At 70.7% G+C, this 15456-nt stretch carries 20 protein-coding genes; 4 read left to right on the forward strand and 16 right to left on the reverse strand.

The features are described from left to right. Positions 1 to 113 precede the first annotated feature (113 nt). Positions 114 to 656, forward strand: a complete 543-nt coding sequence (locus AC3A5R_RS04185) for an AMIN-like domain-containing (lipo)protein (protein WP_487619501.1) — start codon at positions 114 to 116, stop codon at positions 654 to 656. 115 nt (positions 657 to 771) lie between these two features. Here AC3A5R_RS04185 and rplQ read toward each other — a convergent pair whose 3' ends face one another. The 7 genes from rplQ to infA all read right to left on the reverse strand — a co-directional run bounded on the left by rplQ (position 772) and on the right by infA (position 4902). Beyond that, entirely contained in the window at positions 772 to 1461 is a 690-nt protein-coding gene (gene rplQ, locus AC3A5R_RS04190) for a 50S ribosomal protein L17, sunset domain variant (protein WP_487619502.1), read from the reverse strand. A 91-nt stretch (positions 1462 to 1552) separates the two neighbouring features. Next, positions 1553 to 2578, reverse strand: a complete 1026-nt coding sequence (locus AC3A5R_RS04195; RefSeq protein ID WP_323096512.1) for a DNA-directed RNA polymerase subunit alpha — start codon at positions 2576 to 2578, stop codon at positions 1553 to 1555. Positions 2579 to 2735: 157 nt separating this feature from the next. Further along, positions 2736 to 3344 (reverse strand): 30S ribosomal protein S4, encoded by a 609-nt coding sequence (gene rpsD / locus AC3A5R_RS04200; RefSeq protein WP_487619503.1) that lies wholly within the window; start codon positions 3342 to 3344, stop codon positions 2736 to 2738. A 29-nt stretch (positions 3345 to 3373) separates the two neighbouring features. After that, positions 3374 to 3769, reverse strand: coding sequence for a 30S ribosomal protein S11 (gene rpsK / locus AC3A5R_RS04205; RefSeq protein ID WP_323096510.1), 396 nt, complete (start codon positions 3767 to 3769; stop codon positions 3374 to 3376). Positions 3770 to 3822: 53 nt separating this feature from the next. After that, a complete protein-coding gene (rpsM, locus tag AC3A5R_RS04210) occupies positions 3823 to 4197 on the reverse strand; it encodes a 30S ribosomal protein S13 (protein ID WP_076264117.1) in 375 nt (124 codons plus the stop codon). A 219-nt stretch (positions 4198 to 4416) separates the two neighbouring features. Next, positions 4417 to 4530 (reverse strand): 50S ribosomal protein L36, encoded by a 114-nt coding sequence (gene rpmJ / locus AC3A5R_RS04215; RefSeq protein ID WP_006592630.1) that lies wholly within the window; start codon positions 4528 to 4530, stop codon positions 4417 to 4419. Between the two features lie 150 nt (positions 4531 to 4680). Further along, positions 4681 to 4902, reverse strand: a complete 222-nt coding sequence (gene infA, locus AC3A5R_RS04220) for a translation initiation factor IF-1 (protein ID WP_006946284.1) — start codon at positions 4900 to 4902, stop codon at positions 4681 to 4683. A gap of 279 nt (positions 4903 to 5181) precedes the next feature. Here infA and AC3A5R_RS04225 point away from each other — a divergent pair, with 279 nt between their 5' ends. After that, a complete protein-coding gene (locus AC3A5R_RS04225; protein WP_487619504.1) occupies positions 5182 to 6189 on the forward strand; it encodes a phosphotransferase family protein in 1008 nt (335 codons plus the stop codon). Positions 6190 to 6229: 40 nt separating this feature from the next. Here the strand turns inward: AC3A5R_RS04225 and AC3A5R_RS04230 are convergent, their stop codons facing one another. Then, positions 6230 to 6574, reverse strand: coding sequence for an iron chaperone (locus AC3A5R_RS04230; protein WP_487619505.1), 345 nt, complete (start codon positions 6572 to 6574; stop codon positions 6230 to 6232). 249 nt (positions 6575 to 6823) lie between these two features. On the opposite strand from AC3A5R_RS04230, the gene AC3A5R_RS04235 reads away from it, so the two are divergent. Beyond that, complete coding sequence (locus tag AC3A5R_RS04235; RefSeq protein ID WP_487619506.1) at positions 6824 to 7042, forward strand: hypothetical protein; 219 nt, start codon at positions 6824 to 6826, stop codon at positions 7040 to 7042. Positions 7043 to 7145: 103 nt separating this feature from the next. After that, entirely contained in the window at positions 7146 to 7865 is a 720-nt protein-coding gene (locus tag AC3A5R_RS04240) for a hypothetical protein (RefSeq protein WP_487619507.1), read from the forward strand. Positions 7866 to 7912: 47 nt separating this feature from the next. Here the strand turns inward: AC3A5R_RS04240 and AC3A5R_RS04245 are convergent, their stop codons facing one another. The 8 genes from AC3A5R_RS04245 to rpsE form a co-directional block, all read right to left on the reverse strand. Next, positions 7913 to 9331, reverse strand: a complete 1419-nt coding sequence (locus AC3A5R_RS04245; RefSeq protein WP_487620118.1) for a DHA2 family efflux MFS transporter permease subunit — start codon at positions 9329 to 9331, stop codon at positions 7913 to 7915. A gap of 315 nt (positions 9332 to 9646) precedes the next feature. Then, on the reverse strand, positions 9647 to 11074 hold the full coding sequence (locus tag AC3A5R_RS04250; RefSeq protein ID WP_487619508.1) for a serine hydrolase domain-containing protein: 1428 nt from the start codon (positions 11072 to 11074) through the stop codon (positions 9647 to 9649). A 56-nt stretch (positions 11075 to 11130) separates the two neighbouring features. Continuing rightward, the gene (map, locus tag AC3A5R_RS04255) at positions 11131 to 11973 is read right to left on the reverse strand and encodes a type I methionyl aminopeptidase (protein WP_487619509.1); all 843 of its coding nucleotides are present in this window, start codon (positions 11971 to 11973) and stop codon (positions 11131 to 11133) included. A 55-nt stretch (positions 11974 to 12028) separates the two neighbouring features. Beyond that, entirely contained in the window at positions 12029 to 12607 is a 579-nt protein-coding gene (locus tag AC3A5R_RS04260) for an adenylate kinase (RefSeq protein WP_487619510.1), read from the reverse strand. Further along, positions 12607 to 13932: a preprotein translocase subunit SecY gene (secY, locus tag AC3A5R_RS04265; protein ID WP_487619511.1), complete on the reverse strand. Its 1326-nt coding sequence runs from the start codon at positions 13930 to 13932 to the stop codon at positions 12607 to 12609. The genes AC3A5R_RS04260 and secY overlap by 1 nt, the downstream gene beginning before the upstream one ends. Before the next feature lie 193 nt (positions 13933 to 14125). Then, the gene (rplO, locus tag AC3A5R_RS04270) at positions 14126 to 14599 is read right to left on the reverse strand and encodes a 50S ribosomal protein L15 (protein WP_076264109.1); all 474 of its coding nucleotides are present in this window, start codon (positions 14597 to 14599) and stop codon (positions 14126 to 14128) included. Positions 14600 to 14601: 2 nt separating this feature from the next. Then, positions 14602 to 14784 carry a 50S ribosomal protein L30 gene (gene rpmD / locus AC3A5R_RS04275; protein ID WP_034715233.1) on the reverse strand — a complete coding sequence of 61 codons (183 nt, stop codon included), beginning with the start codon at positions 14782 to 14784 and terminating at the stop codon, positions 14602 to 14604. Beyond that, the gene (gene rpsE / locus AC3A5R_RS04280; RefSeq protein ID WP_323096499.1) at positions 14784 to 15446 is read right to left on the reverse strand and encodes a 30S ribosomal protein S5; all 663 of its coding nucleotides are present in this window, start codon (positions 15444 to 15446) and stop codon (positions 14784 to 14786) included. The genes rpmD and rpsE overlap by 1 nt, the downstream gene beginning before the upstream one ends. Between the last annotated feature and the right edge of the window lie 10 nt (positions 15447 to 15456).

Below are 15456 nucleotides of genomic sequence, written 5' to 3' on the forward strand. Positions count from 1 at the left end.
TCGTGGCGCCACCTGCCGCCTCGGCGCGCCCCGCGTCAACCCTCGGCCCGGGTCAGCCGTCTACAGGTGGGGCCGGGCACGGGGCCCGGCTCCTCAGCACCAAGGGGGCTCACATGTTCGCGACACCACGCCGTCGCCTCGCCGTCGCCGCCGCGGCCGCCGTCCTGGCGACCACCGCCGGCGCCGCCACCGCGTCAACCGACGCCTCCGCCGCGCCCTACTGCGGCATCACCTGGGGCTCGCTCGCCAAGGCGACCAGCCCCGCAGCGCTGTGGTCCGGACGCGTCACCGGCGCCCGGGCCGGGCAGCACGCCTGCTTCGACCGGCTCGTGCTCGACCTCGCCCCCGGCCGGGGTCGCGTGGGCTACAACGTCCGCTACGTCAACGCGGTCACCGGGCCGGGCAGCGGCCTGCCCGTGCCCGTCCCCGGCGGCGCCCGCCTGCAGGTCACCGTCGACGCGCCCTCGACCCTCGGCACGAGCACGCGGACCTTCACCGGCTGGCGCACCTTCCGGCAGCTGAAGAACGTCGGCAGCTTCGAGGGCTACACCGACTACGGCCTCGGGGTGCGGGCCCGCCTGCCGATGCGAGCGTTCGTGCTCACCGACGCCGACGGCGGGCGGCGCCTCGTCGTCGACGTCGCCCACCACTGGTGACCGACGGCTGCTGCCCGCCATCGAGACAGCGCCCGGCCTTCCCAGAAAATCGAAAGAGCAGTTCGTCCGATGGGACGAACTGCTCTTTCGATGGTGTGCGGCGTGAAGCCGTGGCTCAGGAGCCGGAACCGGCCTTCGTGAAGCCGGCGGCCTCGGCGTCCTCGGCCGACTTGAACCAGAACTCGGCGATCGTCTGGTCGTACCACTGGCCGTCCGGCTCGTGGTACTTGCCGGAGTCGGCGTTGCCCTTGACGGTGTAGCCCTCAGGGGCCGATCCGTCCTCGTTCGCCGCGACGGCGCCCTTCGGCACCTCGACGGCCGGCGTCTCAGCAGCCTCGGCGTCCTCGGCGGCCTTGGTGTCGGCGGCGGCCTTCTTCGACTCGCTCTGCTTGGCAGCGCGCTTCGTGGCGGCCTCGGCCTCCTTGACCGTCGCCTTCTTGGCCGACAGCGGCTCGCGGACGAGCTCGATGACGACCATGGGGGCGTTGTCACCCTTGCGCGGGGCGATCTTCGTGATGCGGGTGTAGCCACCCTCGCGAGCCGCCATGTCGGGGGCGATCTCGGCGAAGAGGCGGTGGACGACACCCTTGTCACGCACGACGGTGAGGACCCGACGACGCGCGTGCAGGTCGCCACGCTTGGCGAACGTGATGAGGCGCTCGGCGAGCGGGCGCAGGCGCTTGGCCTTGGCCTCGGTCGTCGTGATGCGGTCGTGCTCGAAGAGCGACGTCGCGAGGTTGGCCAGGATCAGCCGCTCGTGGGCGGGGCCGCCACCGACGCGGGGACCCTTGGTGGGCGTGGGCATTTCGTATCTCCTAGGAGGACTGCCCGGGCTGCGCTCTCGCGCGTGGTGACCCGGTCAGAAATGGTCAGAGGCGTTGGTCAGGCAGGGTGGTTCAGAGACGCTCGTCCTCGACGAACGACTGGTCGTCGTCGTCGTAGTCGTCGCCGTAGCCCTCGACGAGGGCCGACGGGTCGAACCCGGGCGGGCTGTCCTTGAGCGCGAGGCCCATACCGGCGAGCTTGGCCTTGACCTCGTCGATCGACTTCGCACCGAAGTTGCGGATGTCGAGCAGGTCGGCCTCGCTGCGGCCCACGAGCTCACCCACGGTGTGGATGCCCTCGCGCTTGAGGCAGTTGTAGGAACGCACCGTGAGGTCGAGGTCCTCGATCGGCAGCGCCAGGTCGGCGGCCAGCGCGGCGTCGGTCGGCGACGGGCCCATGTCGATGCCCTCGGCCTCGACGTTGAGCTCGCGGGCCAGGCCGAAGAGCTCGACCAGCGTCTTGCCGGCCGAGGCCATGGCGTCGCGCGGGGTCATCGAGTTCTTCGTCTCGACGTCGACGATGAGCTTGTCGAAGTCGGTGCGCTGCTCGACACGGGTCGCCTCGACCTTGTAGGTCACGGCGAGCACCGGGCTGTAGATCGAGTCGACCGGGATGCGGCCGATCTCCTGGTCACCGGACTTGTTCTGCTGCGCCGACACGTAGCCACGGCCACGCTCGACCGTCAGCTCCATCTCGAGCTTGCCCTTGTCGTTCAGCGTCGCGATCTGCAGGTCGGGGTTGTGCACCTCGACACCCGCCGGAGGCGTGATGTCGGCGGCGGTGACGACGCCCGGTCCCTGCTTGCGCAGGTACATGACGACCGGCTCGTCGTGCTCCGAGGAGACGACGAGGCCCTTGATGTTGAGGATCATCTCGGTGACGTCCTCCTTGACCCCCGGCACCGTCGTGAACTCGTGGAGCACGCCGTCGATGCGGATGGAGGTCACCGCGGCACCCGGGATGCTCGAGAGCAGGGTGCGACGCAGGGAGTTGCCGAGCGTGTAGCCGAAGCCCGGCTCGAGCGGCTCGATGGTGAAGCGGCTGCGGTTCTCGACCACGACCTCTTCGGAGAGCACGGGACGCTGTGCGATGAGCACTGTTCAGTTCCTTCCCACGGGCGCCCGCCATATGACGCCTCGTGAAACTGCCCGGTCGCGAGCCGGGCGGGCCTGGTCGACTCTGTCTGCGACCTGGCCCCGCGGACGCGTCCGGTGCGTGCCGGTGGGCGGACCCCGCGGCACGCACCGGGAAGCGTCAGTTCTTCGAGTAGAGCTCGACGATCAGCTGCTCGGTGAGCTGCGAGTCGATCTGCGCACGCACCGGGAGCTGGTGGATGAGGATCTGCAGCGAGCCGTCGACGACCTGCATCCAGGCCGGGACGGGACGCTCGCCGAACGTCTGGCGAGCCAGCTCGAACGGGAAGCTCTCGACGGACTGCTTGCGGACCGTGATGATGTCGTACTGCTCGACGCGGTAGCTCGGGACGTCGACGCGCACGCCGTTGACCTCGAAGTGACCGTGGGTCACGAGCTGACGCGCGTGGCGACGCGTGCGGGCCAGGCCCGCGCGGTAGACCACGTTGTCGAGACGGGACTCGAGGATCTGGAGCAGGTTCTCACCGGTCTTGCCGGGGCGGCGGGCCGCCTCCTTGTAGTACCGGACGAACTGCTTCTCCATGACGCCGTAGGTGAAGCGAGCGCGCTGCTTCTCCTGCAGCTGGGTGAGGTACTCCTTCTCCTGGATCCGGCGACGGCCGTGCTGGCCGGGCGGGAACGGGCGGAGCTCGAAGTTCTTGTCGCCGCCGACGAGGTCCATCTTGAGACGACGCGACTTCTTGGTGATCGGGCCGGTGTAACGAGCCATGGTTCTCTACTTCCTTCGCTCAGGCCGGATCAAACGCGACGGCGCTTGGGCGGACGGACACCGTTGTGCGGCGTGGGCGTGACATCGCTGATCGCGCCGACCTCGAGGCCGGTGGCGGTCAGCGAGCGGATCGCCGTCTCGCGGCCCGAGCCCGGGCCCTTGACGAAGACGTCGACCTTGCGCATGCCGTGCTCCATCGCACGCCGGGCCGCAGCCTCGGCCGCCATCTGGGCAGCGAACGGGGTGGACTTGCGCGAGCCCTTGAAGCCGACCTGGCCGGCGGAGGCCCACGCGATCACGGCGCCGGTGGGGTCCGTGATCGAGATGATGGTGTTGTTGAACGTGCTCTTGATGTGAGCGTGCCCGTGGGCGACGTTCTTCTTTTCCTTACGACGAACCTTCGTCGTACGAGCCTTGGGAGGCATGTTTCTCCTACGTCAGAGTGTGTCGGTGGGACGCGACCGCTGGGCGGTCAGCGTCACTTGGCCTTCTTCTTGCCGGCCACGGTGCGCTTCGGGCCCTTGCGGGTGCGCGCGTTGGTCTTGGTGCGCTGACCGCGCACCGGCAGACCGCGACGGTGACGAAGACCCTCGTAGGAGCCGATCTCGACCTTGCGACGGATGTCGGCCTGGACCTCACGGCGAAGGTCGCCCTCGAGGCGGAAGTTGCCCTCGAGGAAGTCACGAAGCGCCACGAGCTCGGCCTCACCGAGGTCCTTGACGCGGGTGTTGGGGTCGACGCCGGTGGCAACCAGCGCCTCCTTGGAACGGGTGCGACCCACACCGAAGATGTAGGTCAGAGCGACCTCGACGCGCTTCTCGCGCGGAAGGTCGACGCCAACAAGACGAGCCATGTTGGGTGTTCTCCTGATTTCTGTGTACTCGGAGGTCTGGAGCAGTCACCGGTCCGGTGCCCGGTCGCCTCGCAGAAGGACGACCGCCGGTCCCCGGCCTCCGTGCCGGGGGTGACATCCTGCGCCGACTCGACGGTCGGTCATCAGGGGCCGGGTGCTGCTGTCATGCATGTGTTGCGTGCTGTCGAAGACTGTCGACGGCGAAGGTGGTGGGTCTGCTCAGCCCTGGCGCTGCTTGTGGCGCAGGTTCTCGCAGATCACCATGACCCGCCCGTTGCGGCGGATCACCTTGCACTTGTCGCAGATCTTCTTGACGCTCGGCTGAACCTTCATCTGCCTGCTGTCTTCAGATCGCGCGCCTGCTCCTCGCGGGCCGTGGTCGGCCCGTGACGCGCAGGTGCTGGTTGGGGAATCGGGAGTGGTGCCTCACGCTCGTGCCGGGACGACCCGCACCCGTGGGTGCGCGCGCTCCGGCCCAGGCGATCAGCGGTAGCGGAAGACGATCCGACCGCGGGTCAGGTCATAGGGCGAGAGCTCGACGACGACCCGGTCCTCGGGGAGGATCCGGATGTAGTGCTGACGCATCTTGCCCGAGATGTGGGCGAGCACCTTGTGACCGTTGGTGAGCTCGACCCGGAACATCGCGTTCGGGAGAGCCTCGACGATCGTGCCCTCGATCTCGATGACACCGTCCTTCTTGGCCATGTCCTCCATCAATCTGTCGGTGGCCGGACCGCGGTGTGGCCCGACCTCGAATGTGCCGTGGTGCCCACGCACGCGGCGCAGGCGAACAACGGGTGTCGCGGCACACGACACCCAACGCACAAGACTACGCCAGATCCCGCCGTTCCTGAAATCGTCGCCGGGCTCCCCCCCGGAGCACGCAGACTGGATCGCAGGAACGTCCCTGGACGGGCCGGCGGAGTAGCCGGCCGACCCCGCCGGGGCGGGTTCGAGCGAGGGTGTCGGAGGTGGGCGTTGCCAGTGTCCGACGGTACGGCGTCCGACGGTCCGACGCCGCTGCGGGAGCAGGTGGAGCACGCCCGGTCGCGGACGACGCTCGCGGAGCACGCCGGCAAGTCGGGGGCTGCGCTGGAACGGGTGGTCCTCGCCGACGGGCGCCGGCTCGTCGTCAAGCGGTTCTCGCCGCGCGACGACGTGCTGATGGCCAGCCGGGGCGAGCAGGTCGGGTCCGAGTACGTCGCGTGGTCGACCGGACTGCTCGACCGGCTGCCCTCGAGCGTCGGCCACCCGGTCGTCGGGGCCTGGGTGGAGGACGACACGACCGTCGTCGTCATGCGTGACCTCGGCGACGAGGTGCTGACGTGGGACCACCGGCTCGACCGTCCCCGGGTCCGCTGGATGGTCCGCCGCGTCGCCGACCTCCACCTCGCCTTCCTCGGCCGCCCCGTCGAGGGACTCACCCCGCTCACCGACCACCTCGCCCTGTTCGCCCCGACGCGGATGCGAGCCCACGTCGACGACGGGAACCCCCTGGGCGCCGCGACCCTGCGTGGCTGGGAGCTGTTCGGCGAGCAGGTCCCCGACGACGTCGCAGACGCCGTGGCTGGGCTCCTGGACGATCCGCGGCCCCTCGCCCAGGCCCTGCTGCGCCGGCCGTCGACGCTGCTGCACGGCGACCTCGCGACCGTGAACATGGCGTTCGAGGGCGACCGGCTGGTCCTCATCGACTGGGCGATGGCGGTGCGCGGGCCGGGAGCGGTCGATGTCGCCCGGTTCGTCGCCGGATGCTCCCAGGTGGTCGACGCCAGCCGGGAGGAGGTCCTCGCCGAGTACGCGGATGCCCTCGGCCCGGCCCACGACGAGCCGGCGATGCGCCTCGCGCTGCTCGCCGGCCTCGTCTGGCTCGGCTGGAACAAGGCGCTCGACGCGGCCCTGCACCCGGACCCCGACAAGCGCGAGCGCGAGCGCGACGACCTCGCATGGTGGGTGTCGCAGGCCCGGGCGACCCTCGACGCGGACCTGCTCTGAGACGTCCGGACCGACGCCGGCCCCTCGGCCCGCGGCGGGCTCAGACGTCCAGCTCGGCCCGGCGCAGGGCGACGACCCGCTCGACCACGGCGTCCGGCAGCGGCCGGTCGACGCCGAAGCGGATCGTCCCCTTCGACAGCGAGAAACCCTCGAGGTCGCCCCGGACGGCGTCGACGACGGCCGGGCTGAAGGGGAAGAGCGACAGGTGGCCCTTCGCCGCGGTGAACCCGACGAGCGGCCGGCCGCCGAGACGCAGGGCCGGCATGCCGTAGCTCGTGCCCTCCTCGGCGTCCGGGGCGAGGCGCCGTGCGAGGTCGGCGACGTGGCGCAGTGCCTGCTGCTCGGGTTCGGGCAGGTCGGCCAGGTAGTCGGTGAGGGGTCCCACGCCTCCATGGTGCCGCGGGGATCGCACCGGCGGGGCGTTCCGGACCGACCCGCCGGACCCCGTGAGGGCATCACGGGCAGATCGGGTACGCGTCCCCGTGGTGGTCCACGCGGGGGCGTCGACCACGTCGCCGGTCCTGCGGGGACCGCGGCCGCCCCCGCTCGTCCGGACGGCCCGGTCACCGCACGGCCCGGCACCCGCCGTCCCGACCGCTTCGCCGTCCGGCGGAGCCCTCCACGAAAGGTCACCATGGCAGTCCGCAGGCGTTCAGGGACCCGCATCACCTCCATCGTCGTTCTCGTCTGGCTCCTCGTCGGCGTCATCGCCGCGTTCCAGCGCGGCTACTTCGGCTCCTCGGCGCCGAACTGCAGCCGCGTCGCAAGCGCAGCCGTGACGATCGTCGCCGGCCCGCTCAACTACGTGGGCATCGACCCCCGGATCGGCTGCACGACACCCCAGCCGAGCTGACACCCAGGTCGCCCCACCCTTTCCGCGAACCCGACGCCGGGGCGCGGCCGGCCCGCCCGGTCGCGCCCCGGCGCCCGCGTCGGGGCGACGGCATACTGACGGGATGAGCGAGCGCACCGACGCCAGGACCCCGCCCGACGTCACGGACGCGGTCACCGCGCCACCCGAGGCGGCCGAGAGCGTCGAGGACTACTACGCACGGATCGCCGCAGCCGCCGGTCCGGACGGCCGGCTGCAGGTCGCCGTCGAGGAGATGCCCGGCTGGGACATCTACCCCTACGAGGTCGAGAGCCTTCGCCTCAAGCCGGTCCAGCCGCCCGTCGACGAGGAACCGCTCCGACGCGGCGAGCAGGCGGCCGACTGCTGGTGCGCCCAACCCGGCGCCACGGCACCGGAGGCCATCCCCGACGCCGACTCGCGGCTCGTCTGGAACAACGACCGGTGGCGCCTCACCCTCACCGCCGACACCGGCCTGCCCGTCATGCTCGTGCTCACTCCCCTCGAGCACCACGACCTGCCGTCACTGCCCGGCGACCTCGCGGCCGAGATGGGCCAGCTCGTCGTCGCGGTCTCCGACGGGGTCGAGCACGTGCCGAGCGTGGGACGGGTCCAGCTGGCCAAGTACGGCGACGGCGGCGCCCACCTGCACCTGTTCTTCCTCGGCCGCCCCGCCCGGATGCTCCAGTTCCGGGGCTCTCCCCTCATCGACTGGGAGGAGAACCTCCCGCGCGTACCGCTGGACGTCCTCCAGACCAACGCCCGGGTCGTCGCGGAGCGGCTCGTCGTCCACCTCGGCGGCCGCGCGGGACGCCTCGGACGCTGACTCGTCCTGGGACGTCACCGAAGCGGCGACTCGCGGGGCGCCGCCGCTCAGGCGGGGTGGGTCTGCGGGCGCTCGAAGAAGAGGACGGCGACGACACCGACGAGGAGGACGAGCCCGGGCAGGAGCATCGCCTCGCTCATGGCGCTCGAGAAGCCCTCACGCACCTGTGGCGGCAGCGTGCGACCGAAGGCCTGCTGCATCCCACCGGCGCCGGCGGTCATGCCGGGCAGGTTGGCGGCGAGACGGGCCTCGATGAGCGCGGCGATGGCCGCGCTCCCGAGCACCGCACCCACCTGGCGCGTCGTGTTGTAGACGCCGGAGCCGGCGCCGGCCGCACGCAGCGGCAGGTTGCGGGTGGCGGTCGCCCCGAGCGGCCCCCACATGAAGGCGTTGCCGAGGCCCATGAGGGCCATCGGCGGGAGCAGCTGCCAGGTCTGCGTCTCCGGCTTCATGATGAGCGCGACCCACACGAGGGAGGCCGACGTCAGTGCGATGCCGACCGCGGTGATGCCCCGCGGGTGCACCCGGTCGGCCATCCGACCGGCCACCGGCGCGAGGCCACCGCTGATGACGGCCATCGGCACGAGCAGCAGGGCCGACTGCGTCGGCGTCAGGCCCCGGACCACCTGGGCGTAGAGCATGAACGGGAAGCCCATCGCCGTGATGGAGAAGCCGATGGTGGTGATGGCGATGTTGGCCAGCGAGAAGTTGCGGTCGCTGAACAGCCCGAGCGGCAGCAACGGCTCGCGGCGGTTGCGGGCCTGCCAGACGACGAACAGGGCGAGCACCACGAGGCCCGCGCCGATGAGCAACGGCACCGAGACGAAGCCGCTGATGGCGCCCCAGTCGTAGGTCTCGCCCTCCTGCACGCCGAAGACGAGCAGGAACATGCCGACGGCCGAGAGCGCGACGCCGAGCCAGTCGAAGGTGTGGCTGTGGGTCTGCAGGTGCGGCACCAGCCGGCTGCAGAGGACGAAGCCGATGATGCCCACCGGGACGTTGATGAAGAAGATCCACTCCCAGCCGGGGCCGTCGACGAGCAGCCCGCCCACGATGGGGCCCACGAGGATGGCCACGCCGGCCGTGGCGCCCCACAGCGCCATGGCCTGACCGCGTGAGGTGGCCGGGAACGTGCGGGTGATGACGGCCATCGTCTGCGGCGTCAGCATCGCGGCGCCGAGGCCCTGGACGACGCGGGCCACGACGAGCATGGTGATCGTGGTGGTCAGGCCGCACCAGAGCGACGCGGCCGTGAAGACGGCCAGCCCGACGAGGTAGAGGTTCTTCGGCCCGTACCGGTCGCCGAGCCGCCCGGTGATGAGCAGCGGCGTGGCGTAGGCGAGCAGGTAGGCGCTCGTGACCCAGATGACGCCGTTGACGTCCGAGTCGAGGCCACGCATGATCGCCGGCGTCGCGACCGAGACGATCGTCGAGTCGACGAGGATCATGAAGAACCCGATGACCATGGCCCACAGGGCCGGCCACGGGTTGTGCCCTTCGGGGACCCCGTCGACCGGGACGGCACGCGCCGCAGCGCCCGGGGCCGCCCCGGCGGCCGCGGCCCCCGACGCATCGGGTCGGACGTCGGCGCCGACGTCGACCGACGCATCCCCCCGTCCCGCCGTGCGCTCGGCTGCCTGCTCGTCCCCGGCCATGTCCGTCCCCTTTCGACGCGTCGTCGTACCCACCCGATTCTGCGCCTCCCCACCGACAACGCACCCCGTGTTTTCCCGGGAAGGTCGGCGTCGGGCCGTCGCCAGGCCCAGGGTCCGGGTACGCGCTCAGGCCCAGCGGGTGGCCAGCCAGAGCGGGTCGCGGCCGGTCAGCGGCACCATCCGCCACGTCAGGTCGGCGTCGCCACCGCGCAGCCGGGCCTCGACGCGGAAGCGGTGCGGGGTCTCGATCGCGATGACCTCGGCCCGGAAGGTGTCCTCGTCGACCCAGCCGCCGCTCGCGACGACGGGCAGGGTCGCTCGCCCGCCGACGAGCTCGGACTCGCGCCAGCCGCCCGAGGCGACCGGCACCGTGAGCCACGTGTCACGACGCAGCAAACCGAGGGTGTGCCCGCCCTCGGCCCTGGTCACCGAGACCGCCGTGTACTCGGCCGCGAGGTCGGAGGCGTCGGACCGCAGGAACTCGGCGTAGTCGGGCCCGAGCGCCTCCCCGGCCATGGCCGGGATCTCAAGTGCCGCAAGCCGATCGGCCAGGGCCGCGTCGGCAGCCCGCGAGCCCGGGTGCCCGATCGCCGGCACGACGTGCTCCCACAGGGCGTCGAGCGTCGGCTGCGTGCGGTCCTGCTCGGCGGTGATGGCCACGACGGTGTCGTGCTCGGGCAGCACGACGAGGAACTGGCCGAAGGCGCCGTCGCCGCGGAAGCCGTGCCGCTGCATCCAGAACGAGTAGCCGTACCCGCGGGAGGAGTCCGGCTCCATGCCGGGGTCCTCGGGCAGCGGCCCGAAACCGCGACTCGCCTCGTCGACCCATCCCTCCGACAGCAGTTGCCTGCCCTGCCAGCGACCGCGGTCGAGGTAGAGCTGGGCGACGGACGCGATGCCCTCGGTCGTCAGGTGCGCCCCGGTGAAGCCGAGCTCGCGGCCGAGCGGGTCCCGGTGCCACGGCACGTCGGGCAGCCCGAGCGGGGACAGCAGCCGGGGCCGCAGGGCCTCGGCCAGGCCGACGCCGGTGACACGGCCGACGATGACCGACAGCAGGTAGGTGGCCACCTGGTTGTACGCGAAGTGGGTGCCCGGCTCGCGCGTGGGCTCGGTCGCGAGGACGCGGGGCACCCAGTCGTCGTGCTCCGCCGCCGCCACGCCGCTCATCCGGTCGAAGACGTGGGCCCAGGCGTCCTCCTCGTGCCCGACCGTCATCGAGAGGCAGTGCTTGACCCGCACGTCGTGCCAGCCGGCCGGCACCGTGGCCGGGTCGTACTCGGGGAAGTGGGACAGCACCCGGTCCTCGAGGGACAGCCGCCCCTCCTGCACGAGGAAGCCGACGGCCGTGGCCGTCAGCGTCTTGGACAGGGAGTAGCCGAGGTGGACGCGGTCGGCCGAGTACGGACGCCACCAGCCCTCGGCGACGACGTGCCCGTGCCGGGCGACCATCAGGCTGTGCAGGCCGAGGCGGCCGGACTCGACGGCGTCGACGAACGCGAGCAGGCCCGAGGCGTCGACGTCCTGGGCGGAGGGGGTGCTGCGGGGAAGGGTCACGGCGGCACGCTACGCGGTGCCGGGCATCCGTGGGCTCGTGGGTCGGTGGCTTCGGGTCAGTCGAGCGGCGCGTACGGCGCGCCGAGGCGCTCGAGCGCCTCCTCGCCGCCGTCGACGGCCGTGAGGATCCACAGCCCGTCCTGGCGCACGGCGACCGAGTGCTCCCAGTGGGCCGCGCGGGAGGCGTCGGTGGTGACGACGGTCCAGTCGTCGGACAGGACGCGGGTGTCGCTCGTGCCCAGGGTCACCATCGGCTCGATCGCCCCGGTGAATCCGTCGACGAGCTTCGGGCCGCTCTCCCGCACCGCGTAGTTCGGGATCTGGGGGTCCATGTGCATCTGCGGCCCGATGCCGTGGCCGACGTACTCGTCGATGACGCCGTAGGTGTGGCCGTCGCGCTCGGCGGCCGCCTCGATGCTCGCCTCGACGGCGTCGCCGACGGCATAGAGCCGCCCGCCGACGCGCATCGCGGCGATGCCGGCGTACAGGCTCGCCTCGGTGGCGTCGATGAGGTGCTGGTCCTCGGGGCGCGCGGCCTCGGCGCCACCGACGACGGTGGTGAACGCGGCGTCACCGTTCCAGCCCTTGACCTCGGCCCCACAGTCGACGGACAGCACGTCACCGGCCCGCAGGACGCGGTCGCCGGGGATGCCGTGGACGACCTCCTCGTTGACGCTCGTGCACAGCGTGTGCCGATAGCCCGGGACGAGCTGGAAGTTCGGGATGCCGCCGTGGCTGCGGATGAACTCCTCGGCGAGGGCGTCGAGCTGGAGGGTCGTGACGCCCTCGCGCACCTCGCTCCGGAGCATCTCCAGGGTGCGCCCGACGAGCAGCCCCGCCTCGCGCATGAGGCGCAGCTGCTCGTCGGTGCGGCCGGTCAGTCGGTTGCGTCCGAACACGGGTCTGCTCGTCGTCCTTCGGGGTGGTTCGTGCTGGTGGAGGGGGCGGGTGCCCTCAGTGCTGGGGCAGGGCCGCGATGACGCGGTCGGTGACCTCGTCGACCTCACCCATGCCGTCGACCTGAACGAGCAGGCCCGCCAGCTGGTAGTGCGCGGCCAGCGGCGCGGTCTCCTTGCGGTAGATCGCCTGGCGCTCGCGGATGACCTCTTCGGTGTCGTCGGCGCGGCCCTCGATCTCGGCGCGCTTGAGGAGTCGCTGGACGACGGCGTCCTCGTCGACGACGAGCTCGATGACGGCGTCGAGCGCGTGGTCGTGCTTGGCGAGCATCGCGTCGAGCGCGTCGACCTGGCCCGACGTGCGGGGGTAGCCGTCGAGCAGGAAGCCGTTCACAGCGTCGTCCCAGGACAGGCGGTCCTCGACGATCTCGTTGGTGACCTCGTCGGGCACGTAGCCCCCCGACGCGAGGATGTCCTTGACCTTGAGCCCGAGCTCGGTCTCGTTCTTGATGTTCGAGCGGAAGATGTCGCCGGTGGAGATCGCCGGGATCGACAGGCGCTCGGCGATGCGAGCGGCCTGGGTGCCCTTCCCGGCGCCGGGCGGGCCGAGGATGATCAGTCGCGTGGGGGCTGGCATCAGCGGAGGAACCCTTCGTAGTGACGCTGCTGGAGCTGCGCCTCGATCTGCTTGACCGTCTCGAGTCCCACGCCGACGACGATGAGGATCGAGGTGCCACCGAACGGGAAGTTCTGGTTCGCACCGACGAGCACGAGTGCCACGAGCGGGATGAGCGAGACGAGCGCGAGGTAGATGGCACCCGGCACGGTGATTCGGGTCAGGACGTAGTTGAGGTACTCGGCCGTGGGTCGCCCGGCCCGGATACCCGGGATGAAGCCGCCGTACTTCTTCATGTTCTCCGCGACCTCGGTCGGGTTGAACGTGATGGACACGTAGAAGAACGTGAAGAAGAGGATGAGGGCGACGTAGACCGCCATGTAGATCGGGTGGTCACCCTTGACGAGGTTGGTCTGGACCCACGTCACCCACGCCGCGTTGTTGCCGTCGGCACGGTTGTTGAACTGCGCGACGAGTCCGGGCAGTGCCAGCAGCGAGCTGGCGAAGATGACGGGGATGACGCCGGCCATGTTGACCTTGAGCGGGATGTAGGTGGACGTGCCGCCGTACATGCGGCGTCCGACCATGCGCTTGGCGTACTGCACCGGGATGCGGCGCTGGGACTGCTCGACGAAGACGACCGCGGCGATGACGAACATGCCGAGGATGATGATGAGCAGGAACGTGCCCCAGCCCTTGTTCTCCTTGATGGCCCAGAGCGAGCCCGGGAAGCCGGCCGCGATGGACGTGAAGATCATCAGGGACATGCCGTTGCCGACGCCCTTGTCGGTGACGAGCTCGCCGAACCACATGATGAGGCCGGTGCCGGCCGTCATCGTCAGGACCATGATGACGATGGTGACCATCGACTGGTCGACCATGATCGTGTCGCACTGGCCGCCGAAGAGGCTGGAGGGGTTGCGCGCGAAGGTGACGAGCGTCGCCGACTGGAGGATCGCGAGGCCGATCGTCAGGTAGCGCGTGTACTGCGTCAGCTTCGACTGCCCCGACTGGCCCTCCTCCTTGAGCGCCTCGAAGCGCGGGATGACGACCGTGAGCAGCTGGATGATGATGCTCGCCGTGATGTACGGCATGATCCCCAGCGCGAACACCGACAGCTGCAGGAGCGCGCCACCGGAGAAGAGGTTGGCGAGGTTGAGGAACCCGCTCTGGTCACTGCCCCCGGCGGCCTTGCCGGCCTGGAGGCACTGCTGCACCAGGGTGTAGCTGATGCCGGGTGTGGGCACGTGGGACCCGAGCCGGAACAGCACGATGATGCCGAGCGTGAAGAGCAGCTTCTTGCGCAGGTCCGGGGTGCGGAACGCGCGGACGAAGGCGGCGAGCACAGGGTCCTCCTGAGGGTGCCGCGCGGGTGGCGCGGCCTGAGTCATGCAATCCGTGGAAGGTTAACGCAAAGGCGCAACGCCCCGGGCACCGCTCCGCGGTGGTCGACGTCACGTCGACCCGCGGTGCGACTGCCCGGGGCGTTGCTCACACGAGGTGTGGGGTGGGTCCGGATCGAGTCCGACCGGGTGGTGGTCAGCCCGCGAGGGGCGTGACCGAGCCGCCGGCGGCCTCGATCTTCTCCTTGGCGGAAGCCGAGAACTTGTGCGCCTCGACCTGCACCTTGACGGAGATCTCACCCGTGCCGAGCACCTTGACCGGGAAGCCGTCGCGGACGGCGCCCTTGGCCACGAGGTCGGCGACCGAGACCTGGCCACCCTCCGGGAAGAGGGTCTGCAGGCGGTCCAGGTTCACGACCTGGTACTCGGTGCGGAACGGGTTCTTGAAGCCACGGAGCTTGGGAAGGCGCATGTGCAGCGGCATCGAGCCACCCTCGAAGCGCTCCGGGACCTGGTAGCGAGCCTTCGTACCCTTGGTACCGCGACCAGCGGTCTTGCCCTTGGAGCCCTCACCACGACCGACGCGGGTCTTGGGGGTCTTGGCACCGGGGGCCGGACGCAGGTGGTGGACCTTGAGGGCCGAACCCTCGGTCTTCTTGGCCTCAGCCATGGTCAGTCAACCTCCTCGACGGTCACGAGGTGCGTCACCGTCTTGACCATCCCGCGGATCTCTGGACGGTCCTCCTTGACGACGACGTCGCCAATGCGCTTCAGACCGAGGCTGCGCAGCGTCTCACGCTGGTTCTGCTTGCCACCGATCTCGGAACGGGTCTGGGTCACCTTGAGACGAGCCATCACGCACCAGCCTTGTCGGCCGCGGCCTTGGCCTCGGCGAGACCGGCGGCACGGGCCTTGAGCATGGCGGCCGGGGCCACCTCCTCGAGGGTCTTGCCACGACGGGCAGCGACCGACTCGGGGCGCTCGAGGTCGCGCAGGGCCTGCGCGGTCGCGTGCACGATGTTGATGGCGTTGTCCGAGCCCAGCGACTTGGAGAGGACGTCGTGGATGCCGGCGCACTCCAGGACCGCACGCACCGGACCACCGGCGATGACACCGGTACCGGGGGCGGCGGGACGGAGCATGACGACACCGGCCGCGGCCTCACCCTGGACGGGGTGCGGGATGGTGCCCTGGATGCGCGGGACCTTGAAGAAGTTCTTCTTGGCCTCCTCGACACCCTTGGCGATGGCCGAGGGAACTTCCTTGGCCTTGCCGTAGCCGACGCCCACGGTGCCGTCACCGTCACCGACGACGACGAGGGCCGTGAAGCTGAAGCGACGACCACCCTTGACGACCTTGGCGACACGGTTGATGGTCACGACGCGCTCGACGTACTGGTTCTTGTCGTCACGGCTGTCGCGGTTGTCGCGGCCACCGCGGTTGTCACGGCGGTCTCCGCGCTCGGTGCGCTCGCCGCCACCGGCGGGGCCGGTGCCTCGACGCTGCTGTCCGGGCATCAGATGTTCC

This window comes from Intrasporangium sp. Soil_C_50, from assembly GCF_057656595.1.